18 protein-coding genes are annotated in these 23,694 nt (G+C 25.0%); 9 read left to right on the top strand and 9 right to left on the bottom strand.

Annotated elements, in window-relative coordinates; genetic code table 11:
- Positions 1–166 precede the first annotated feature (166 nt).
- Positions 167–898: a hypothetical protein gene (locus MBBAR_RS04460; protein WP_080460062.1), complete on the top strand. Its 732-nt coding sequence runs from the start codon at positions 167–169 to the stop codon at positions 896–898.
- 128 nt (positions 899–1,026) lie between these two features.
- On the opposite strand, the gene MBBAR_RS04455 is transcribed toward MBBAR_RS04460, so the two are convergent.
- Complete coding sequence (locus MBBAR_RS04455) at positions 1,027–1,926, bottom strand: hypothetical protein (RefSeq protein WP_080460061.1); 900 nt, start codon at positions 1,924–1,926, stop codon at positions 1,027–1,029.
- A 774-nt stretch (positions 1,927–2,700) separates the two neighbouring features.
- Here MBBAR_RS04455 and MBBAR_RS04450 point away from each other — a divergent pair.
- The 3 genes from MBBAR_RS04450 (at position 2,701) to MBBAR_RS04440 (ending at position 9,614) form a co-directional block, all read left to right on the top strand.
- Positions 2,701–3,723 carry an adenylosuccinate synthetase gene (locus MBBAR_RS04450; protein ID WP_080460060.1) on the top strand — a complete coding sequence of 341 codons (1,023 nt, stop codon included), beginning with the start codon at positions 2,701–2,703 and terminating at the stop codon, positions 3,721–3,723.
- A gap of 625 nt (positions 3,724–4,348) precedes the next feature.
- Positions 4,349–7,477 carry a right-handed parallel beta-helix repeat-containing protein gene (locus MBBAR_RS04445; protein WP_080460059.1) on the top strand — a complete coding sequence of 1,043 codons (3,129 nt, stop codon included), beginning with the start codon at positions 4,349–4,351 and terminating at the stop codon, positions 7,475–7,477.
- A 436-nt stretch (positions 7,478–7,913) separates the two neighbouring features.
- Positions 7,914–9,614: a SulP family inorganic anion transporter gene (locus MBBAR_RS04440; RefSeq protein WP_158082530.1), complete on the top strand. Its 1,701-nt coding sequence runs from the start codon at positions 7,914–7,916 to the stop codon at positions 9,612–9,614.
- A gap of 485 nt (positions 9,615–10,099) precedes the next feature.
- Here MBBAR_RS04440 and thiD read toward each other — a convergent pair whose 3' ends face one another.
- The 3 genes from thiD to proS form a co-directional block, all read right to left on the bottom strand.
- On the bottom strand, positions 10,100–10,975 hold the full coding sequence (thiD, locus tag MBBAR_RS04435; protein ID WP_080460057.1) for a bifunctional hydroxymethylpyrimidine kinase/phosphomethylpyrimidine kinase: 876 nt from the start codon (positions 10,973–10,975) through the stop codon (positions 10,100–10,102).
- A gap of 212 nt (positions 10,976–11,187) precedes the next feature.
- Complete coding sequence (cofC, locus tag MBBAR_RS04430; RefSeq protein WP_080460056.1) at positions 11,188–11,862, bottom strand: 2-phospho-L-lactate guanylyltransferase; 675 nt, start codon at positions 11,860–11,862, stop codon at positions 11,188–11,190.
- A gap of 231 nt (positions 11,863–12,093) precedes the next feature.
- The gene (proS, locus tag MBBAR_RS04420) at positions 12,094–13,515 is read right to left on the bottom strand and encodes a proline--tRNA ligase (protein WP_080460054.1); all 1,422 of its coding nucleotides are present in this window, start codon (positions 13,513–13,515) and stop codon (positions 12,094–12,096) included.
- Positions 13,516–14,310: 795 nt separating this feature from the next.
- Between proS and MBBAR_RS04415 the strand changes: the two genes are divergently transcribed.
- The 3 genes from MBBAR_RS04415 to rpiA all read left to right on the top strand — a co-directional run bounded on the left by MBBAR_RS04415 (position 14,311) and on the right by rpiA (position 16,937).
- Positions 14,311–15,354, top strand: a complete 1,044-nt coding sequence (locus MBBAR_RS04415) for an NAD(P)-dependent glycerol-1-phosphate dehydrogenase (protein WP_080460053.1) — start codon at positions 14,311–14,313, stop codon at positions 15,352–15,354.
- Complete coding sequence (locus MBBAR_RS04410) at positions 15,355–15,792, top strand: UPF0179 family protein (RefSeq protein ID WP_080460052.1); 438 nt, start codon at positions 15,355–15,357, stop codon at positions 15,790–15,792. It begins immediately after the preceding gene.
- 476 nt (positions 15,793–16,268) lie between these two features.
- Positions 16,269–16,937, top strand: coding sequence for a ribose-5-phosphate isomerase RpiA (gene rpiA, locus MBBAR_RS04405; protein ID WP_080460051.1), 669 nt, complete (start codon positions 16,269–16,271; stop codon positions 16,935–16,937).
- Positions 16,938–17,225: 288 nt separating this feature from the next.
- Here rpiA and cobM read toward each other — a convergent pair whose 3' ends face one another.
- From cobM to MBBAR_RS04390, 3 genes are all read right to left on the bottom strand, one after another.
- Positions 17,226–17,996, bottom strand: coding sequence for a precorrin-4 C(11)-methyltransferase (gene cobM / locus MBBAR_RS04400; RefSeq protein ID WP_080460050.1), 771 nt, complete (start codon positions 17,994–17,996; stop codon positions 17,226–17,228).
- Positions 17,997–18,400: 404 nt separating this feature from the next.
- Positions 18,401–19,345, bottom strand: a complete 945-nt coding sequence (locus MBBAR_RS04395; protein WP_080460049.1) for a DUF166 domain-containing protein — start codon at positions 19,343–19,345, stop codon at positions 18,401–18,403.
- 132 nt (positions 19,346–19,477) lie between these two features.
- Positions 19,478–20,056, bottom strand: a complete 579-nt coding sequence (locus MBBAR_RS04390) for a methyl-coenzyme M reductase family protein (RefSeq protein ID WP_080460048.1) — start codon at positions 20,054–20,056, stop codon at positions 19,478–19,480.
- A gap of 352 nt (positions 20,057–20,408) precedes the next feature.
- On the opposite strand from MBBAR_RS04390, the gene MBBAR_RS04385 reads away from it, so the two are divergent.
- Complete coding sequence (locus tag MBBAR_RS04385) at positions 20,409–20,873, top strand: hypothetical protein (RefSeq protein WP_143746133.1); 465 nt, start codon at positions 20,409–20,411, stop codon at positions 20,871–20,873.
- 127 nt (positions 20,874–21,000) lie between these two features.
- Positions 21,001–21,507, top strand: a complete 507-nt coding sequence (locus tag MBBAR_RS04380; RefSeq protein ID WP_080460046.1) for a hypothetical protein — start codon at positions 21,001–21,003, stop codon at positions 21,505–21,507.
- A gap of 384 nt (positions 21,508–21,891) precedes the next feature.
- Here the strand turns inward: MBBAR_RS04380 and MBBAR_RS04375 are convergent, their stop codons facing one another.
- Entirely contained in the window at positions 21,892–22,920 is a 1,029-nt protein-coding gene (locus tag MBBAR_RS04375; RefSeq protein WP_225370323.1) for an MraY family glycosyltransferase, read from the bottom strand.
- Positions 22,921–23,130: 210 nt separating this feature from the next.
- Entirely contained in the window at positions 23,131–23,637 is a 507-nt protein-coding gene (locus MBBAR_RS04370; protein ID WP_080460045.1) for a hypothetical protein, read from the bottom strand.
- Positions 23,638–23,694: the final 57 nt, after the last annotated feature.

Raw genomic sequence — 23,694 nt, 5'->3', positions numbered from 1 at the left:
AATTTCTAATAATTATTTAGATGATTTTATGATCCTTGTTAATAATAATGATATTCTTAACAACTTTAAATTGAAATTGTGAGTTGATATAAGTAATAGCTATATAACTATAATAATTTTCTTAAAAGAACATAAAGAGACAATATAAATAATATGAAGTTTCATAATGGAGGAATTATATTTGCCTGATTTATCAAACAAAGAACTTTTAATACCTTATGGTACTTACCAAGACATGATTAAAAGAACAAGAGTATACAGAAAACAAAATGGTAAAAATCCAACTATTATTTATTTAAACAGTAGAAACAAGAAAGATTATGTTAATTATATTAAATTATATGAAATGTACAAGAGAGTTAAACAATACAAAAAAGATAAGCCAAAAGAAGTATTAAATAATGTTTGGATAAATAAACCTAAAATTAGTATTAATGTTTTAATTCCTAAATATAATAATCCAACAGTTAATATTAATGGTAAAAAATATATTCCATCCAATTTCACGAAGTTTTATGATCTTATGGGCGGTTTTGGATACTCTTACTATTATAATGATATATATTCTTTGTCCCAGGAGATTAAAAATTTAACCATTGGTAAAGCAATGAATTGTACTGATTTTGCACAATTAGGAGTTTATATTGCAAGTCAATTTAAAAAAGATGGAAAACAAATATACACAACTCGATACAGGCATGTTGACTGTAAATCTGGGGGAGGTCACACTCAATTTGAAATTCAAGGTGGAGAATTTAATAAATGGACTATTGTTGATATTTCAGCGAAAGCAGATAAAAATAGTAGAATATATTCATTAAGTGATGGATGGTGTCTTAATGGAACAGTTCGAGGATATAATGAAAGTTGGATATTGGTTGATGATGGAAAAACATAATATTAAATTCTAAAAAACAAGATATAATATTATAATAATTAAAGATAGATTGAGCAAAATTAAATGATAACTATTTAAATAAAATAAATAATAAAAAATTAGTAATAAAAAATTAATGATCAGATTTTTTATCTAAGAGTATATAAAGCATCTCTTTTACTAATTTGTTTTAAACTACTTGTACCTAATCTTAAATTTTTAACAAGTTTTGAATATTTTTTAGGTATTTTAAATCTTAATATTATTTTTGTTGATTTTCCAGGTTTCAATGCTTTTAATTTAGCACTTGCAGTATATTTTTTAAGTTTTGGATGAATTTTACCGATATTTTTATCGCCTGATTTTTGATACCACATTGATACTTTTGTTGCTTTTGAAGTTTTTGATCCTAAGTTAGCTACCTTAATGACTAAATAGTCTATATTTCCTTTTTTATAACTTTTTTGACTATAATAACCTGCGGTTATTGGTTGAGATTTGCTCAATGACAATTGAGGAGCATCAGTAACTTTAACTAAATATATCTTGGTTCCATTGATTATTTTTCCATTTGCTTTTACATCCTGTGGGTTACCAAAATTTAAAGTATAACCTGTACAACTACCATTAAGATTTACTGTAATAAAATACCACCCAGTTTTTTTATATGTGTGTGATATCCATCCAGTTGTTTTCTTTTTAGTACCATCTCCAAAATCTATAGTTGCACCTTTAACTTTCATACCTTTTAAATTAGTTACTAAAATATCGCCTCCACTATTTATAGAGGCTTTATATTTAATTTTATTTCCTTTAGCTACTTGGAAAGCATAATCTTTATAGGATTTCCATTTTTTGGGAACTTTATTTTTCTCAATGGTTTGAATTCCTTTATTTGCACTCAATTGTGTAAAACTATCTGCCTCATGATTAGTTACTTCAAATCCGTTGTTGCCAATAGTATATGCTGAACTTGCTGATATTGAGAATAATATTAAAAATGCTAATATTATTGCAAATATTCCAACTCTGGTTTTATTAATATTCAAATTTTCCACCCCCTTATTAATTTGAAAAATATTTCTTTCGTAATATATCTTTTATAATATCTAATATATTCACTTTATTAATATTTCCAATTTTTTATTATATATATTTATCATATTAATATAATTTACTATAAATAATAATTTATAAATAAATATAATTTTTTAAATATAATTTTTCTAATATCAAATGAAATTTATAAATTATCATCTGTAATTGAAAATATATATAGTTTTGTTATTTAACAATATTATTAATTAAGATTATTGCTAGTTTTGTTTAATCTTATTATTTTTATATTTATTTTTTAAATAATTATGTATATTTTACTTTATTATTTATATATTTTATAATATAATATATTTTCTAATAATTTTTATAATTCGATCAAGAAATTGGAAATAGTATTAAAAATAGCTATTATATTAATAATAAAATTAATACTAATTCTCTTATTGTTCATATTATTCATTATTAACAATTAACTTAATATAGGATAATTTAACAATAGTATAATTGGATTGATTTTTTGATTTTAAGTTAAAAAAATATATTTTAATAAAATCAAATAGTTTATTATCTTTATAAATATAATATCTTTATAAAAAACATAATATTGTAGAAAAATGAAAAATTTAATTATTATTATATTATTATAAATATTAACTGTATAAAACTTAAGTTAATTATAATCTAATTAATTATAATCTAAGTTTTTATAATTTAAGTTAACATAATTTAAGTTTGATGATTATTTAATGGTTTAGGAGATTCAAATGACTTGTAATATTTTAGTTGGTGGAGCTTGGGGAGACGAAGGTAAAGGAAAATGCATAACTTATCTTTGTGATAATGATAAACCTAGTATAATAGCTCGTGCTGGAGTTGGACCGAATGCTGGTCATTCAGTTGAATTTAATGGTGAGAAATATGGTTTACGTCTTACTCCTTCAGGTTTTGTAAACAGAGATGCGAAACTTCTGATTGGTGCAGGAGTTCTTGTTGATCCTGAAGTATTTTTCCATGAATTAGATTATCTTGATAAGTATGATATTAAAAGCAGGTCCTTTATGGATTATCGATGTGCTATAATAGAACCTGAACATAAAGAGCGTGATCAAGCTTCAGAACATCTTTTCAAGAAAATTGGTAGTACTGGAACTGGATGTGGTCCAGCTAACGCTGATAGGGTACTTAGAACAGCTAAAATGGCTCAAGACCTTCCTGAACTTGAAAATTATACTGCTGATGTTCCTTTGGCAGTTAATGAAGCTATTGACAATGGTGAGGAAGTTTTTATTGAAGGATCTCAAGGTTTTGGACTTTCTCTTTATTATGGAACTTATCCTTTTGTAACTAGTAAAGATACAACAGCTAGTACTTTTGCAGCTGATGTTGGGGTAGGACCAACTAAAATTGATGATGTTATCATTGTTTTTAAATCTTATATTACTCGTGTAGGTGAAGGGCCTTTCCCATCTGAAATGCCTCAAGATCAAGCTGAAGAACTGGGTATTGAGGAGTATGGTACTGTTACAGGAAGAAGAAGAAGAGTGGGTCTCTTTGATATGGATTTAGCTAAGGAAGCTTGTATGATAAATGGTGCAACTCAAATAGCTTTAACTTGTGTTGATCGTCTTTTCCCTGATTGTGAAAGAACTCAAGATTATTCTGCACTTTCTGGAGAGACTAAGAGTTTCATTGATGAAATTGAGAAAGAAACTGGTGTTCCTGTTACAATAATATCTACTGGTCCTGATTTAAAAGATACTATTGATTTAAGGAAAGAATTATTATAGCTAATTTAAATATAATTTTAAATAATTTATTATATTTTTTTTATTATTTTTTTATTATATTTTTATTATTTTTCTATTATTTTTCTATTATATTTTGAACTTTTATTTATATTAATTATATTTTTAAGTATATTATATAATTTTTTTTGACTATCTATCTTAATTTTATATTTCCTTATCATTAATTTAAGTGTTTTATATTTTATCTAATTTTAGGTTTTTATATCTTAATTGAAGTGTTTTAATTATTTATTAAAGTATTAGTTGTTTTTAATGTTCTTTTTATTTTTCATTTTTTGTCTTTATTTTTCATTATTTTTGTTAATAGAGTTTATTTTTAATATTTATTCAATTTTTATAATTATTTTACTATTTATGTTTATTTTCTTTTTGATTATTTTTATTAATCCTTTAATTTTAATTTAAATACTGGGGGGTGTGGGTAGCTATTTTTTATTTTAGATAGTAATCTTTTTATAGGAGTATTTTTATATTATATCTGTAGCATAGTGAATGTTCTTATTGTGTTCATTTTTCTTATATTGTCGATTTATAATGGAAGTGAAAAAAAGTGAAAAATATTTTATTTAGATATATAATTAGATATAAGTGTTTTATTTCGTTTATGTTTATATTAACTTTCTTATTTTTGTTTATTTTGTCTAGTGTTAGTGCAGGTACTTATAATTTGACTTCTTCTAATACTACTGAGCAGTTTCAGAATGTTATTACTAGTGATTCTGATAATGAGCTGATTATTAACTTGGAGGATGATGGTAATTATACTCTGGGTCAGATTAATGTTACTCGTAATGCTACTATTCAAGGTAAAAACAAGAATGTTAATATATCTGGATCAGGATCGGGTATTTTGTTTAATATTACATCAAATAAGGTTAAGATTATTAATTTAACTATCACTGGTTTTGATACAGCTATACAATCGAATAATGGTGATTTAACGATTAATGGTAATAATATTACAACTAATGGTATCAGTATTGATATAAGTAGTGTTGGTAATGATTTAAAAGGAATAAGTATTGGAAATAATGTTATTGTTTCTTCAATTGCTAATTATAATCGTGGGGCTATTTATATTTCTGCTCTTGATAATAGTCAAATATCTGTTTCTTTAATTGGTAATAATATAAAAGGTAATAGTTTCAGTGATTCTAATGGTGTTCGTATTCGTGGAGCTGGCTGTAGTAACAATATAACCTTGGTCAACAATAACATCACAGGAACCTATGGTGGTATTTATTTGTATGGAGCTAGTGGTAGTAACACCAATATATCTTTCATTAACAACAACATTACAGGTGAATCTAGATATGGTGTTTTTTTTGATATATCTAGCAGTAACAACTCACGATTAACTTTTATCAACAACAAAATCATAGGGACTTATGGTGGTGTTTCTTTAGATGCAGCGATTAACAGTAACACCAATATATCTTTCACTAACAATACTATTATAGGAACTAGTGGTGGTGTTCATCTATTTTCATACAGTAGCAAAAACTCCAATATATCATTTGATAACAATAACATCAAAGGAACATCAGGTAATGGTGTTCAACTATCTTCATACAGTAGCAACAACACAAATATATCCTTCAATAACAATAACATTACAGGTACAGGTTATGGGTTGTATCTGTCTGCATACGAAAACAGCAAATCACAAATTACCTTCGCCAAAAACAATATTACTGGAGGGGTTTGTGGTATTTATGTTTATTCTTTTGAAGGTAATATTGTTGGTGTTAGTTTTTTTAATAATACTATAAATTCTTCTGGTGATGGATTTTATTTCGAATATTTTGATACTAGGTCAATACCAATTACAAATATTACTATAACTAATTTTACTATTAATAGTAATACTATTTATGCTGATGGAACTGGTTTGAATTTCACTGGTTTATATTCTAACTGTCGTGTTAATGTCAGTGTTCAATATAATTGTATTATTGCTTCTTTTGGTTTGAATTTCACTGGTGGTTCTAATTATAATAGTCGTTTTGATTATAATTGGTGGGGAGTAAATAATATAACTGGTAAAGTTTTTGGTATTAATACTATTAATCATTATATTTTGAATATTACTAATCTTACTAGTTTGGATAATCTTAAACCAGGCGATAATGTTATTTTTGCATTTTTAGTATTGAATACTACTCTAGTTAATGATAATGTTGAGCATTTACCTTATTTTATCGTGAATGGTACTCTTAATGGTGTTGATTATAATACTAGTACTGATGATTTATTTACACATGATTTTAATATATTATCTGGTGGTAATCAAGTTTTAAATGCTTTTTTAAATGATCAGGTTGTAGCTTTTACTTTTGATTCTAAGTTTTTTGAAACTAATTCAACTATTATTGTTAGTCCTTTTAGTGTGAATGTTGGTGGTAATGTTATTATTGGTGGCCATTTAGATGGCTATTTTGGTAATGGTTCTGATACATTAATTGTTACTGTTGATGGTGATGATTATGAGGTTAATATAGGTTATAATGGTGTTTGGAGTCTTAATTATACTACGTATTCTACAGGAAATATCTTTGTATTAGTTGATTATTCTGGTAATGAGAATTATACAAGTTTTACAAATAATACTAGTTTTATTGTGCTTAAAAATATTACTAATTCAAATATAGTTGTTAGTCCTTTTAGTGTGAATGTTGGTGGTAATGTTATTATTGGTGGTCATTTAGATGGTTATTTTGGTAATGGTTCTGATAAATTAATTGTTACTGTTGATGGTGATGATTATGAGGTTAATATAGGTTATAATGGTGTTTGGAGTCTTAATTATAAAGCTCCTCATGTTGGAATTATTACTGTGATTGTTAACTTACTTGAAAATCCATATTATGAAAATTTTGTTAATTCTACTAGTTTTAATGTTTTAAAAGCTGATACCAATAGTACTATAATTATTGATTCTTCAAGTGTTTTTGTTGGTGATAATATTGTTATTAGTGGTCATTTAGCTAATTATACTGGAATTGATAGTGTTAATGTTACTGTTGATGGTCATACTGAGTTAGTGCATGTTAATGAAGCTGGTTTTTGGAATTTAAATTATATAGCTACTCGTGCTGGTACTTTTGATGTGATTGTTAGTTTGTTTGAGAATTCTAATTATGAAGATTTTGTTAATTCTACTAGTTTTAATGTTAATAGGTTTAATGTGGTTTCTACTTTAGCTGTTTCTGGTAAATTTACTTATGGTGAAACTATTAAATTGAAATCTAAGTTAACCAAGGGTACTAATGGTTTGGCTTTGAAAGGTAAGTTAGTTAAGTTTTATGTTAACAATAAACTTGTTGGTAGTAAAAAAACTGATTCTAATGGAATAGCTGCCTTTAATTATAAAATTGATTCTACAAAGAAACTGACCTTTAAATCTGTTTTCGCTGGTGATTCTGAATACAATAATAAAACATCAAATATTATATCAAAAACACCATCTAAAGCTAAAATTTCCATGGTTTTAAGTAGCAAACTGTATAAAAAGAGAATTAAGGTTACATTAAAGTTTAAAAGAAAAGCATTGAAACTTAAATGGGTTAAATTTTATGTTAAATCAAAATATGTTGGAAAAGCTAAAACTAATAGTAAAGGAATAGCTTTATTCAAATATACTAAAAAACATGGAAAATTAACTATTAAAACTCTTTTTACAGGTAATAGTTTATTTAAAAGTGTTAAATCTGCACGGAAAATAAAATTATAATATTGAATGGAGTTATGACTATTTTTTCAGGCACTTTAAAAGAGATTTTTATTATTTAATCTGTAAAAATATTTAAAATTTTTTTAAACTTTAAAAAAAGAATTATTTTTTTCTTTTTAATTTTTTAACTACTTCTTTTTTAGATTTATTTTTTTATATTTTTTATTATTTTATCTTTATTTTTTTATTATTTTTTAAATTCATATTTTGATCTGTGATTGATAAATTTTTTAATATCTTGTATTGATTAAATATATAGTCATTATTTATATATTAGCATAAATTATTTATTACTTAATTAATAAACTAATTTATTATAAAATACTTTATTATAAACTACTTATTAATAAAATATTATTATTTAATTAAATAATTTATTTTAAGGTTTTCCATTAAAGTTTTCCATTCAGAAAATTTTTTTAAAATGGGGAATATCATGTTAAAAGAAGTTAAAGAACTATTTCCTATTCTTAAATGGGGGAGAAGTTATAATAAAAAGTTTTTAAGACTTGATGTTATAGCTGGAATAACAGTTGGAGCAATAACTATTCCAGAAGCTATTGCTTATTCTTCTTTAGCAGGTTTACCTCCTCAAGCAGGTCTTTATGCTGCTTTTGCTGCCTTACTTGTTTATTTTATTTTTGGAACATCTAATCAACTTTCTATTGGTCCAACATCTGCATTATCTATTTTAGTTGGTTCTACTATTGGAACTATGACTATTGTTAATCCTTCTAATTTTTGGGCTATTGCATCCTTTGTAGGGTTGTTAGTAGGTATTTTTTCTATTGTAGCTTGGATACTTCACATGGAATTTATTTCAAGAGTAATATCTAGAAGTGTTTTAACTGGTTTTTCTGCTGGTGCTGCTGTTTATATAATGGCAACACAATTATCTAAATTAATGGGTATAGATGGTGCGGCTGGAGGCTTTTTTAGCAGAATAGCTTTTATTGGAACTCATATTTATGAGATTAATATAGTTACATTAGCTATTGGGATAATATCAATTGTTTATCTTCTTTTAAGTGAGAAATATCTATCTAAACTCCCTAATGCTTTAATAATTGTGGCTGTTCCTATATTATTATTTTCTTTTATAGATTTAAGTTGGTTAGGTGTTAGTTTAGTGGGGAATATTCCTGCAGGTTTACCTATGTTTGAAATTCCAAAAATACCTAACATTGATTTGGGGCTTATCGTTTATTTAGCAGGATTTTGTTTTATTTTAAGTTATGTTGAGGGAATGGGTACTACTAAAATATTAGGTTTAAAGAGAGATGATGATTCAGCAGATAGTAACAAAGAACTTCTTGCTTTGGGATTATCTAATATTTCATCTAGTATTGCTCAAGGATTTCCAGTTGGTGGAAGCTTCTCAAGGTCTGCAATCAATGAAGAATCTGGTTCACAATCTCCTTTTTCAAGTTTGGTTTCTGCTTTAATTGTTATTATTGTAATCTTATTTTTCACAGAATTTTTTAGTCATCTTCCTGAGACTATTTTAGCTGCTATTATAATTGTAGCTGTTACTAAGATTTTTAATTTGAAAGAACTAAAAAGATATTATGTAATAAGTAAAAAAGAGTTTATTTATGCTATAGTTACAGCTGGAGGAGTTTTATTTTTAGGAATTTTGCAAGGTGTTGTTGTTGGTGTTGTAATTTCTGTTTTAGGAATATTATATAATATTTACAACCCACATATTGTTGAATTAGGTCGTGTAAAAGGTACAAGGTTATATAAAGATATAAGATTCCATGAACCTGTTGAAACTATTTCTAATGTTCTCATACTAAGGATTGATGGTGCTCAAGTTTTTCTTAATTCTGAAAATATTGATAATGAAATATTAAAAAGAATAAAAGAAAGAAAGGAAATTTCTGTTTTGGTTTTAGATATGGGCAACACTGACTATTTAGATATGGCAGGAGCTGAAAATTTAGAGCTTTTACATGGGATTTTAGCTAAGGAAGGAATTGAACTAAGATTAGCACATTTAAACTCTCCTGTTAGACAATTATTATGGAAAATGGGTTTAAATAAAAAATTAAACATGTATAAGGGTATTTATCCAACTATAGATGATATTGTAAATAATTGGGAAAAAAAGTATTATGATGAAGAAGAGAAATAGCTATATTTTTCGTTTTGATATTTTTACTTTAATATATGTGTTTTAATATTATTGTGTATTATTATATGGAATATTTTTATTTGCTATTTATTTTATATGTGATATTTTTATTATGTTATTTATTTTAATATAAGATAACTTTAATGTTTGTTATTATTTATAATATTTCCATAAATATAGTTTTTCCGTGAATTTATATAATTTAGTAAATTTTATATAGTATGAATAAGATATGTTATAATGTTATTGTAGCGAGTATTCTCTATAGTAACCCTCCTCAATTATAATATTTTTTAGACATATTATTTAGTAGTTTTTCTGTTTTCTTAAAAATTAAAAAACATTCTATATTTACCTACCTTATATTATATTTAGCATCTATTATTATAATTGAAGGAGGATTTATTTTATTTTAGTATTATATTTTAAAAATAGTATATTGTCTATAGAATGTAAATATATTCTTTGTAAAATATTAACTATTTTTAAAATTTTTCATGATTAAAACACCTTGCTTGTTTTAATGTTCCATATTCACCATTTTTTATAGCTATTTCTGTAAAATCTAAAGATTTTTCAATGGATATACTCAAATTATTCGTATTTAAATTAGTTATATTCAAATTAGTTATATCTAAATCAGTTATATTTAAATCAGTTATATTTAAATTATTTTCTTTTATTAAATAACTTGTTAAAGCAGCTGAAAATGTGCATCCACTACCATGAGTATTTTTTGTTTCAATAAGAACTTTTTTAATGGTTTTTAATTCATTATTGGATTTGTTAAAAATAGTATTGATTCCATTTAGATGCCCTCCTGTTATTATAACATTAGAAATCTTTCCAATTTTATAAGCTGCTTTTTTAGCATCATCAGGATTATCTATCTTCATTCCTGCTAGGATTTCTGCTTCAGCAATGTTTGGTGTTGTAATTATAGACTTTGGAAGAAGGTATTTCTTGAGAGCATTTGCGATTATTTCTTTTGATTTTTTTATTTCTTTTTCATCTTTTAAAAGAGGTCCTCCAGCACTTGCAATCATCACTGGATCGACTACAATGTTAATATCATACTCTTTAATTTTCTTAGCTACAGTTTTTATTATTTCTGGAGAATATAACATTCCTGTTTTCCCATAATTAATATATTCTCCGTAACCATCAAATATTGAGTCGAATTGTTCTTTGATGTATTCTGTATCTACTGGCATTAATGAAAAGACTTTATTTGGATTTTGCGAAGTTAATGCTGTTATAACTGAGGTTCCATGAATATCAAGAGCTTGAAATGTTTTCATATCTGCTATTATTCCTGCTCCTCCTGATGGATCTAGTCCTGCTATTGAAATTCCCATCATTTAATCATCTTTTTTAGATTTTTTAATTTTTATTTTAGTTATTTAATTAAAGTTTAATTATTTAATTAAGGTTTATTCATTTAATTAGGGATTAATTATTTAATTAAGGTTTAATTATTTAATTAGGGATTAACTATTTAATTAAGGTTTAATCATTTAATTAGTGTTTAGCTATTTGATTAGATTTTAATTATTTAATCAAATTTAGTTATTTAATCAGGTCTTGTAATTTTTAGTCTTTCTGCACCATGAATAGATTCAACACCTATTTTCAAATCTTTTAAATAGCCTTGTGTTTCACATCCTGAACCATGAATCATTATTTCTCCAAGATCTTCTGCTATATTTACATCAAGAGACATATAAAATGAATCATATATTACAGGGTCAAATCCATTTTTATTTGCTTCTTTAATATGATTTTTAAAGCTAAATTCTCCAAATTTCATATCAATAGATAATGGTTTTATTATAAGACCGTTTGTTCCTCCTCCTTTAGAAGGAACTATCACGAAATCAAGAGCTTTCGCTGATTCAATTAATGCATCAATGTTTGTTTTAGAAATGAGAGGGATGTCTGATGGAACAATAAATACTTTTTTGGTTTTATGCCTACACCAGTCCATAGCTTGAGAAATTGCAGTATTTAAGTTTAATCCTTCATTTTCTACTAAGGTTAGAACTTCAAGTTTGTTTGCATATTCTAATACTTCTTTATCTGCACTTATTATAATTATTTCATCAACTACTGGTTTTAATGTTTTTGTCACATCCTTAAGCATAGCTTTAAGAAGTTTTTCCCTTTCTTTTAACTCTAAAAAAGGAGATAATCTTGTTTTTGCATTTGAAAATCTTGATACTGGTATGATAGCATATATTTCATCCATTTTACCTACTCTTTATTAGTCTTATTGATTTTTTTATTATTAATATGATTATTGCTAATGTTATTATTAATATTATTATCAATATTATTGACCTTATAAATAATATTATTAACAATCTTATTAACAATCTTATTAATAGTATTATTAATAGAGCTATTAGTAATTTTATTACTAGTATTCTTAATATTATTATTAATTTTATTTTTATAATTTCAAGTATTCTTTATTATTTTAATAAGTTTTAGCCATTAAAGCAGTATATTTGCCTTCTTTACCACAATGGACACATTTTGAACCATCAATATCTTTACAATAATCACTATCTTCTGATTGAGTTCCAAGTATATCAATTTCAGTTATTTCCTCTATTACTTTTCCACATTCTTCATCTCCACACCATGTAAATGAAACAACTTTTTCATCTTTAATTAACTCATTTACATTATTTAAGCTTTCTGTTGAAATAATAGAATCATTCATTTTTTCCCAAACTTGATTTTTCATGTTTTCAGATATTTCTTGAAATATTTCTTCAATTTTTGAAACATAATCGGATTCTAAGTCAATTTCAATTTTTTCAAGATTATCTCTTCTAACAATCACTGCTTTATTATTTTCAAGGTCTCTTGGTCCAAGTTCTATTCTTATTGGTGATCCATTTAATTCCCATTCATAAAACTTTTTACCTGGACGAATATCTCTATTATCCATACTTGTCCTTATGTTACTAGACTCAAGGGAAGATTTTATTTCTTCACATTTGTTTAAAACTTCCTCCCCTCCTTTTTTAAATATGATAGGGATTATTGTAACTTGGTTAGGTGCAATCTGTGGTGGAAGTCTTAGTCCTTTTTCATCACCATGTATACCAATTACAGAGGCTATTACTCTATCAGAAAGACCATAGCATGTTTGATAAACATAATCATGTGTACTTTCAGCTGTTTCATAGGTAATATCAAATGTTTTTGCAAATGTTTGACCTAAATTATGGACTGTTCCAATCTGTAATGTCTTTCCATCAGGCATTAATGTATCAAAAGCCATTGTATAATCAGCACCAGGGAATTTGTCCCATATTGGTCTTTTACTTAAAAGATAAGGAATAGCAAGAGTATCAAAAAATTCTTTATAAATTTTAATAGCTTCTTTCACTTGTTCATCAGCTCCTTCTTTGGTTGCATGAACAGTATGTGCTTCTTTAAATGTTGTTATTTCTCTTACTCTTATAAGTGGTCTTGTATGTTTTGTTTCATATCTAAATGTATTAACAACTTGATAAAATTTCATTGGAAGGTCAATATGAGATCTTACCCAAAGAGAAAACATAGGATACATTGCTGTTTCACTTGTTGGGCGTATAGCTAATTTTTTATTTAATTCTTTTTGCCCTCCGTGTGTTACCCAGTAAACTTCATCTTCAAATCCTTTTACATGTATTCCTTCTTTTGCTAATTCATCTTCAGGTACAAGTAGTGGGAATAATACTTCTTCATGATCTTTATCTAATAGTTTTTTAAGAGGTTCAATAATATGTTTTCTTAATTTAAATCCTTTAGGTAACCATACACTCATTCCTTTTATTGGATATCTTGAGTCAATTATTGATGCTTCTTCTAAGATATTATGATACCATTGGCTGAAATTTTCCATTTAATCACCTGAATATTAGTAATAATTATTTTCATTGGTTTTTTAACATTTATCTTTATATTTATTTTCTTTTTAATTTTTTAGTTTCTTTAAAGAAAATATAATTTTTATTTTAAATAATAGATATTAATTTCAAAATTAGCCTAATATTAGTCTAATATTAATTTATTATTAATTCATTATTAATTTAACATTAATTTTTAATATTAGTTTAATATTAGTTTTATTGTTAGTTGATTATTGATTAATTATTAGTTAAATTGATAATAATTTGAATAGTTAATAGTTAAATAGGATACTATAATATATAATTGAGATCATAGTATAAAATAATATTTAATATAAAACAGCATTATTCAATATAAAACAGTATTCATAAAAATTATTAACTTATCCAATTAAATATCAATAATATCAATTAGTATCATTTTAATACTATATACAAATAAATTCTAAATATTTTATCTGATAGTTATAATATTCATATTATTTTATTAATATATAATTATATTTCTAACTATATTTTAATTATACTTTTAATTATATTTCAAAGTATATTCATATCATATTCATACATATTTCTAATTATATTTATAATTATATTCCTAATTATATTTCAAGTAATATTACAATTATATTTAAGTTATATTTCAAGATATATTCATAATTATATTCATACATATTTCTAGTTATATTTTTAATTATTTTCTATTTAATTTATTATTTTTACTAAAAAATCAAAACTTATTTTATTAGTGGAAGCAAATATATATTATATTATTATAGGAGATAATTATGGATTCCAAAAAAATTCAGATGCCTAGGGAAGTTCATATAGGTGCTGATGTTATTGATAATACTGGAAGTATATGTAAAGATTTAAGATTTTATGATGATGTTCTTGTTGTTACAGGACCAAACACTCTTAAAATTGGGGCTGATAAAGCTATTGAGAGTCTTGAGGATGAAGACTTTGCTGTTGACCTTTCTAAGATCAATGATGCTACTTCTAAGACAGTAGAAAAAATAGAAGATAAACTTAACAATATTTCTCTCATTGTTGGTGTGGGAGGAGGTAAAGTTATTGATGTAGCAAAAATGGCAGCTACTAATGCAGGCATTTATTTTGTTTCTGTACCTACTGCTGCTTCTCACGATGGGATTGCTTCTCCTTTAGCATCGATTAAAAATAATAAAGGTTCTGTTTCTATGACTGCTCAAGCTCCTATTGGTGTCATAGCTGATACTAATATAATTCGTAATGCTCCTTTTCGTCTTCTTTCTGCAGGTTGTGCAGATATTGTTTCCAACTATACAGCTATTAAAGATTGGCAATTAGCTAACAGGCTTCAAAATGATTCTTATAGTGAATCTGCAGCTGCTCTTTCTCTTATGACTGCAAAATTAATAATGAAGTCATCAAAATCTATAAAAAAAGGTTTAGAAGAAAGTGCTAGGCTAGTAGTGAAATCTTTATTTAGTAGTGGGATGGCAATTAGCATAGCTGGATCAAGTAGACCTGCAAGTGGATCTGAACATAAATTTAGTCATGCATTAGATAAAATAGCTAAAAAACCTGCTCTTCATGGTGAGCAATGTGGTGTTGGAACTATAATGATGATGAGTCTTCATGGTGGGGACTGGGAAGTTATAAAAAATGCATTACATGATATGAATGCACCAACTAATGCATATGAATTAGGAATTGATCCTGATGATATTATTGAAGCTCTTATTATGGCACATAAGATAAGGCCTGAGCGTTATACAATATTAGGAGATAGAGGACTTTCAAGAGATGCAGCTAAAAAATTAGCTATAAAAACAGGAGTGATTTAAATGATAACTTTGATTGGAGAGGATTTAGCAGAAGTTGGACTATCTTTTATATTTGAAGGTCAGGTAAAAGAATGTGAAAGTTGTAGGTTTAAGGCGTCCTGTGTTGATTCATTAGAAAAAGGAAGGAAATATACCATTACTAAGGTGAAGGATATTACTCAAAAGTGTCCAATTCATGATTCTGGAATTGTAAGTGTTGTTGAAGTAGAATTAGCAGATATAAACGCTCTTGTTGACTCTAAAAAGGTTTTCGAAGGATCGAATATTTCTTTTGAGTCTCCTGATTGTGATATCAATTGTATTTATTATGATTTATGCTTCCCTGATGGTTTAAATGATGGGGATAAATGTATTATTCTTAAAAATTTAGGAAAAAAGGAGCATGTTTGTGCTAAAGGGCTTAACCTTACTAAAGTTACTTTAAAATTACATCCTTAATGATAACGCTTGTTATTATGTATTTAGACTAATTTGAATCTAAATTATTTAGTAAAATTCTCTTATACAATTTATGTAGTGCCATTATTTGTTATATTTTTATTATTATCATTTATGATTATTATTATCTTTATAGTACTATTATCATAGTTATAGGATTGATATTATCTTTATATCATTATTATTATATTTGTAGAACTATTATTATCTTTATAATATTATTACTATTATATTCATAGTCTTATTATTATCTATATAATTTTATTAATATATTTATAATTTTACTAGTATATTTATAATTTTAGTATTATATTTTATAAGTGTATTAATAAGTGTATTAATTCATTATAACTCTATTAATTTACTGTAACTCTATTTCGTTATATATCTATTATTTCATTATATAAGTATATTAATCCGTTTAATTGTATTTTTTATTATAATTGTATTATTGTTAATATTTTTGGTGTTTAAATATGAATTTAAAGAAAATAGCAGGGTTTGCTGCTGCAGAAGAAATTCAAGATGGTCAAATTATTGGTTTAGGTACTGGTTCTACTACTCATTACTTTATTGAAAAAGTGGGTATGAGAATGAAAGAAGAGGGAATGGATGTAATGGGGATTCCTACATCATATCAATCTTTCCTTTTAGCAAAAGAATGGAAAATACCAGTAACTACTTTAGAAGAGCATGATGTTGATATTGCTGTTGATGGTGCTGATGAAATTGATCCTAACTTTAATTTAATTAAAGGTGGAGGTGCAGCTCATACATTAGAAAAAATTGTTGACTATTCTGCAGAAAAGCTTATTATTATAGCTGATGATTCAAAAATTGTTAATAAGCTTGGAAAGTTTCCTGTGCCATTAGAAATAATCTCAGAATCCAGAAAACCTGTTTTTTCTGCACTTGAGGATATGGGTGCAGATCCTAAAATAAGAATGGCTCAGTATAAAGATGGTCCTGTTATTTCAGATAATGGTAATTTTATAGTTGATGCTGATTTTCGTGAAATTGATAATCCTATACAATTAGAAAAAGATTTAAATTCAATACCTGGTGTCGTTGAAAATGGAATTTTCTCTCAGATGGTAGATCAAGTAATATTGGGAACTTTTGATGGTGTGAAAGTTTTAAAATGAGTTTTAACTATTAATATTAATGTTTTTTATTTAAATAAATAATATAGAAGAAAAAATATTAGAAATATTAAAAATATTAAAAATATTAAAAATAATAAAAACATTAAAAAATTAATAATAAAAACATTAAAAATATAATAATAAAAAATATTAGAAATATTAAAAATAAAAAGAGAATAAAATAAAAAAATAATAAATACAAAGAACAAGAATAACAAAAATAATAAAAAAATAATAAAAATATTTAATCAGTACTATAAAGTATTAAAAATATATTAATGGATATAATTATCTATATTCGTGTTTAAAGTTAGGATCATATAGCTTTGAACTTTCAAAGTCTCCTGGATCAAGGACTTCTCCAACAACAATCATAGCAGTTTTAGTAATATTTGCTTTTTTGACTTTATTTACAATATCAGATAAAGTTCCTTTAACTATTAACTGTTCTTTCCATGAAGCTTTTTTAACTACAGCAATTGGAGTGTTTTCATTATAACCTTCTTTACCATCAAAACCATTTTTAAGTTCTTCTACAACTTTTTCAATCATTCCAACTCCAAGGAATATGCACATAGTTGCTTGATGTGTTGCTAGGCTAGCTAAACTTTCTTTTTCAGGTTTTGGGGTTCTTCCTTCAGGTCTAGTTATTATCACTGTTTGTGATATTTCAGGTAGTGTTAGCTCGGATTCAAGGGCTGCAGCTGTTGCAAAGACAGAACTAACTCCTGGAATTATTTCATATTCTATATTTCTTTTTTCCAATTCTCTGATTTGTTCACCAATCGCCCCATAAATTGATGGATCTCCAGTATGGACTCTAGCGATTGCTTTATTGTTATCTATTCCTTTTTCAATAATTTCTATTATTTGATTTAAATCAATCGTTGCACTATTGTACACTTCAGCAGTTTTTTTTCTATGATTTAGAACTTCTGGATTAACTAATGAACCTGCATATATAATTATATCTGCTTTTTCAATCGCTTGATATCCACCAATTGTTAATAATTTTGGGTCTCCAGGACCAGCACCTATGAAAATCACTTTTCCTTTCATTATATCACATGATTAATTTACACTATGTTTTTTAATGTCTTATTTTTTAATAATTTTAATGTATTGAAAATAGTATTTTATTGTTCTTATTATTTTTATTACTTTTATTATTTTTATTATCCTTATTACTTTTATTATCCTTATTATTTTTGTTATTCTTGTTCTTTGTATTTATTATTCTTGCATTTTATTTGTATTATCTATTCTATAATTAATAATTGTATTATTGTATAATCAGTATGTGTATTAATATTTATAACAGTTCTTGTATTATAATCAGTATTTCTATTGTATGTTAGTATTTGTTAATATTGTATAACAGTGCATGTGTATTAATTTTTATTATATTAACTAAAATTTGATTTTTATTAAATATATTTATTCAGTATATTTATTCATTAGTCTTATTCATTATCTTTTTTAATATTAACTCTTTTTTCATATACTTCAATAGCTCCATAAGGACATTCATGAATACAAATTTCACATACTCCACATGATACAGGGTCTATTACAGCTTTACCATCATCATTATAGTAAATAGTATCAACACCGGTTAAAACATTTGGACAAGAGTTTAAACAGGCATTTTCACATTCTTCAAATCCTTCACAAGCTTCTTCATCCACCATTGGAACTTTAAAAGTGAAACCAAGAGCCCTTTTAATAGCTTCTTTTGTTCTATAACTTGCAATATGTAATATTGTGTCTCCAGTAGCATTATCCGTTGCCATTGAAGCAACACAAGGAAAATTATGAAGTTTATTGTTTGCTTCAAATTCAGCATCTTTAACTGAAACTCCATTTAAGTTTTCAGCTATAAACCAGCTTGAACCACAAGGAGCTCCTCTTATAACTTTTATAGAAGAAATATTACTATCTAAATCAGTTTCTTCAGATTCACTATCAGTTTCTATTTCAAACTTAGGTCTTCCAAATACTTCTGTAAATTTATCAATAAATTCATCTCCTATTGGAGTTAGTCCACAGAAAGGTTTAGGAAATACAATGGTTGTATTATCATCTAATTCACTTATTATTTCATTTTGAAGTCCTAATGGTAATTGTTTTGGATGATAAATGGGAGCAATTACAGATTTAGCTCCTGATTTCTTAACTACCTCTGGAATAACCATGTTTATATCTCCATAAAGTCCAACTGCTATTATTAAGTCTGATTCAGGAATATTTTCAGGTATATAACTACTTATATCATCTATAAACTCTGGTAAATCATCTTCAGATGGAAATTCATGTATGCCTATAATGTTAGATGCAAAACCATGAGTAGCTATTCCATTTACTATTTTGGATCCGTATTCTCCTGAACTAAGTATGAAAATTTTCATTTTATCCTCTCAATTATTTTTTAGTGTCCTCTTAATTATTTTTTTAGTATATTCTTAATCATTCTTAAATTATATAATGATAAAATTCTATTTTGAGCTTTTACTTTTATTTTTAGCTTTTTTATTTTTTATTTATTTATGAATTTTTATCTTAAAATAAGTTGATTCTATCTTTTCTTTTTTTTCTACTGTTTCTATTATCTTCATTTTTTCCATAATAATTAGTAAATCAACAACCTTTTCTAAAAATTCTTCTTTTTTATAATTTTCTTTTTTTATTTGGAGATTTGTTATGGATTCTTCTATTTTATTTTTTTCATATTTGTTATATGATAATTCGTTTTTTGGGTTTTTTATTTCAATAAAGTTAGTATTATTTATTAAATGATCTATTATATTTTCAATACTTGTTAATTCATTAATTTTTAGCTTTTTATAGATTTCAAATATTAATATTACTTTTTCACATTCTTTTTCTTCCATTAGTACTGGTTCAATAGATCCTTTAATCTTTTTAGCAAAATGGGTTATTTCTTTTTTTTCTCCAATTGGAACAAGTATTAGGACTTTTACTTCTTCACTTAAAAAATACATTCCTCTACTAATTTTGAAACTTTCCATTTCAATTATCAATCCACCTAAATCATCTATAAATTCTTTAAATTCATTGAATTTATAAATGCCCCCAGTAAATAATAATAATTCATACATATTATCAACTGATATTTATTTTTGTACTTTTGATTATATTATTATTTCTATTTCATCTATTTTTATTTTAAATATTTCTTATTTTTAATATTTTTCTAATATTTTTATTATTTTTCTATTATTTTTTTATTATTTTTCTTATATTTTTATTATTTTTCTATTATTTTTTTATTTTATTCTCTTTTTGTTTTCTTATTTCAATTCTTCTTTATTTTTGTTCTTTTCTTGTAAAATTGTCTTTTTTTTGAAAATTTTTCAAGTAAATTTTAATATATTCTATTAATTTAATGTTTTTATCTTAAAATAACTTTGAGGACTTGTTTTTACAATAAAAAATCAGCAAACCTTTTTAATGGAAATCAATAAAGACTTTTACATGGATTCAAGAGGAGTATATACAATTGATTTTTTATTTTCAATATTTTTAACTTTGACAATTGGAATCATTGTTTTGAATCTCATTGGAAACGCTTTAGAAGATCAAAAAACAATTGAAGAAGATATGGGTGGGAGAATATTAATTGATAATATTGCTAATACTATAAATCAAGTTAATTCCAACAATTTAGGGCATATGAAGGAAATTAATATTCCAGATAACATTTCGGGTAAAGATTTTAGAATAACAATAAACTATGATGAAGTTGTTTTAGAATTAGAAAACAAAAAAGCTGATTCTGCTTTAATACCTATTAGAATAGTCAATGTTAACCTTGACCCTATTGAAGAAGTTAAAATATATCCTGGAAATTCATATAAAATTAAAAAATCATTAGATAATAATAATTTAACTGTAATTCAAATTTATAATGATTAGTAATTTGTAAATTATTAAATAGTTTTTATTGTAATTATACAATGTTTGTAACAATATAACTCTATATTTATTGATATTTTAGTAATAAATTAATCTTAATCTATTGAATAATATATTTATTGATAAAATGGTGTTTAAAAACGAAAATAAAGGACAAGGATCTATTGAGTTTCTTTTTTTAATTAGTTTTGGTATAATTCTAGCTTTATTATTAATTAACTCTTTAGCTCAAGAATATGATTTAAATTTATCTATTTTAGCAGCTAAAAATGGTGCTACCACTGGTTTAGATGGTGGAAGGTTAAGTGTTTTTGAAAAAAGTGCTTATAATAAATATAAAATTAATAATTCTGTTTTAACACATCCTAATTCTGTTAAATTAGTAAAAATAGAAACTATTAATAGGGGATATGATAGTAGATATAATAGAACAAGTATTCAAATAAAGGCTTTTGTATCATCTTCTTCAGTAATGTTGAAAGGGGATAGGACTTCAACAGGAGATAGAATAAATTTTAATTTAAGAAAAAGTATTACTATGGCATTTGACACATCTAACTTAACTAATGCATTACATAATCCTTGTTTTTCTAATCATCATGTTTATACAACTGCTAATGTTCAATGGATTTAATTTTTCTAGTTTTTATGTTGTATTCTATAGTTTTTAGATGTTATTATATTTAGTATTAATATAATTAGTATTATTATACTTAACATTACTATAATTAATATTATTATAGTTAGTATTATTATACTTACTATTATTATAATTAATATTATTATATTTAGTATTATTATATCCAATATTATTATAGTTAGTATTTATATATTTATTGTTATATCTAGTATTATTATGCTCAATATTATTTTTAGTATTATTGTAATACTGAACATTTAATAATATTAGTAATATTAGTATTTTTATTAATCATTATTACTATATTAATAATATTAATTATTATATAAAATATAATTATAAAATATAATTATAATAATATTGAATATTTATGATACTTTAATTAAATAAATAATATAAAATATCTTTGTATTTAATGAATTGAGCTAGAGTGGTATTTCCAATTATATCTGGAAGTATTATTGCCACTATAATTCCAAGTATTCCAAATAAAATTCCGATTCCCCAAATTATTCTCACAGCTTCTTTTTCACTAATCGGTTTTCTAAGAACTAATCTAATTAATGATTTAAAGCCTTGATCAGGAATTATCAGCTTACCATCATTATTAACTTCTGTTGGTCTGTGTTGTTGTCTTTCCATGACTCCTGCACTATAAAATTTCATAGCTGCATCAAGTATATTTGGAAAAAGAACAATAAATGCGATTAATTTCATCCTACCAATAAAAGCTATTGCTGCTATTGCTGCTCCAATAATTAAAGTCCCAGTATCTCCTGGAAATACTCGTGAAGGATATTTATTATAAAGTAAAAATGCAATTAATGCTCCTAACATACTCATACTTATAATAGCTACATCATATTTGCCTAATATTATACAAGATATGGTTAATGAGGTCATAGCTATTACTCCAAGACCTGATTCAATTCCATTTAAACCTGCTAACATATTTGTAAGATTAGCTACTATTGAAACAGCTATAGGGATTAAAATTATGTATAACAATCCAACATTTGGAGGTGCAATCCATATCAAAGGAATACCTGCAAGAAATAGTAAAATAAATTTTTCTTTTGAGGATAATGTTAATAAATCATCTACCATACCTATAATCCCAACAAGGAGTATAACTACTAAAACAACTGTCAGTTGAAAAGTTATAATTGGATGTAAATATATTCCAGCAAATATACCTATTATAAATCCAAATAAGATCCCTATTCCACCCATTTCAGCCACTATTGGCTTAGCAGTTTTATGAATATCTTTCCCTATGATATTTGCTTTTTCAAGCTTTCTTATTAGTCTAGGCATTGTGAACCTAGTTACAAAAAACCCTAAAATACCACAGATAGCTGAAACTAGGACAATTGTAATTTCAGGATTTGTAGTAAGTAGATTTATCAATTTTTCACCTTTATTTTATTGTTTATATGTATTTTATTTCTATAATCTCTATTTTATAGTTTTATTATAGTTCTTATTTCTATACTTTTATTATAGTTCTTATTTCTATAATTTTATCTTATTTTTAATATAACTGTTTATTATTTAATATATATTTATTTTATTTAATATACTATTATTTTATTTAATATAAACTTATTATTAATCTTAACTATTTTTTATTATATGATAAACAGTTCTAAGAGGAATATTTTCTTTTTTTGCAATTTTTTTAACTGGAACTCCTGACTTAGCTAAATTTTTTATTCTTGTTCTTGTAGCATCATTATATTTATTCTTTTTACCTCTTTTTAACTTGAATTTCTCTTTATCATAACTATTTTTCATATAATATATAGTTTTTACAGGTAAATTTAGGTATTCTGCTACTTCAGTTGGAGTTTTACCACTTTTTATTAATTTGATGACTTCTTCTTTTTTTTCATCACTATATTTTATTCTAGTGGTCCAATTATGCTTAATTTCTACTTCTATTTCTAATTCTTCTAAAGCTTCTAAATATTTTTTTGAAATTCTTTTATATATGCTAGGAGGACATGTAATTCTTTTTAAGTTAGGATATTCATCCATCAGATTAACAATCATTTTTGAACTTAGTTGAGAGCTAATATGGATTGTTTCTGCCTCTTTTTTATTTTTATCTTTATCTAGCATTTTAATCTATAAATATATTATTTACTTCTTCTTTATTTCTAAGCTTATTTCTTTTTC

It is taken from the genome of Methanobrevibacter arboriphilus JCM 13429 = DSM 1125 (assembly GCF_002072215.1).
Taxonomy (GTDB): Archaea; Methanobacteriota; Methanobacteria; order Methanobacteriales; family Methanobacteriaceae; genus Methanobinarius; species Methanobinarius arboriphilicus.
This window is presented reverse-complemented; position numbering and strand designations above follow the sequence as displayed.

Excerpts from the sequence above, each read along its gene's own strand:
- MBBAR_RS04460 (WP_080460062.1), top strand. The coding sequence starts at position 167 with ATGGAGGAATTATATTTGCCTGATTTATCAAACAAAGAACTTTTAATA.
- MBBAR_RS04450 (WP_080460060.1), top strand. The coding sequence starts at position 2,701 with ATGACTTGTAATATTTTAGTTGGTGGAGCTTGGGGAGACGAAGGTAAA.
- MBBAR_RS04445 (WP_080460059.1), top strand. The coding sequence starts at position 4,349 with ATGTTTATATTAACTTTCTTATTTTTGTTTATTTTGTCTAGTGTTAGT.
- MBBAR_RS04440 (WP_158082530.1), top strand. The coding sequence starts at position 7,914 with ATGTTAAAAGAAGTTAAAGAACTATTTCCTATTCTTAAATGGGGGAGA.
- thiD (WP_080460057.1), bottom strand. The coding sequence starts at position 10,975 with ATGATGGGAATTTCAATAGCAGGACTAGATCCATCAGGAGGAGCAGGA.
- cofC (WP_080460056.1), bottom strand. The coding sequence starts at position 11,862 with ATGGATGAAATATATGCTATCATACCAGTATCAAGATTTTCAAATGCA.
- proS (WP_080460054.1), bottom strand. The coding sequence starts at position 13,515 with ATGGAAAATTTCAGCCAATGGTATCATAATATCTTAGAAGAAGCATCA.
- MBBAR_RS04415 (WP_080460053.1), top strand. The coding sequence starts at position 14,311 with ATGGATTCCAAAAAAATTCAGATGCCTAGGGAAGTTCATATAGGTGCT.
- MBBAR_RS04410 (WP_080460052.1), top strand. The coding sequence starts at position 15,355 with ATGATAACTTTGATTGGAGAGGATTTAGCAGAAGTTGGACTATCTTTT.
- rpiA (WP_080460051.1), top strand. The coding sequence starts at position 16,269 with ATGAATTTAAAGAAAATAGCAGGGTTTGCTGCTGCAGAAGAAATTCAA.
- cobM (WP_080460050.1), bottom strand. The coding sequence starts at position 17,996 with ATGAAAGGAAAAGTGATTTTCATAGGTGCTGGTCCTGGAGACCCAAAA.
- MBBAR_RS04395 (WP_080460049.1), bottom strand. The coding sequence starts at position 19,345 with ATGAAAATTTTCATACTTAGTTCAGGAGAATACGGATCCAAAATAGTA.
- MBBAR_RS04390 (WP_080460048.1), bottom strand. The coding sequence starts at position 20,056 with ATGTATGAATTATTATTATTTACTGGGGGCATTTATAAATTCAATGAA.
- MBBAR_RS04385 (WP_143746133.1), top strand. The coding sequence starts at position 20,409 with ATGGAAATCAATAAAGACTTTTACATGGATTCAAGAGGAGTATATACA.
- MBBAR_RS04380 (WP_080460046.1), top strand. The coding sequence starts at position 21,001 with ATGGTGTTTAAAAACGAAAATAAAGGACAAGGATCTATTGAGTTTCTT.
- MBBAR_RS04370 (WP_080460045.1), bottom strand. The coding sequence starts at position 23,637 with ATGCTAGATAAAGATAAAAATAAAAAAGAGGCAGAAACAATCCATATT.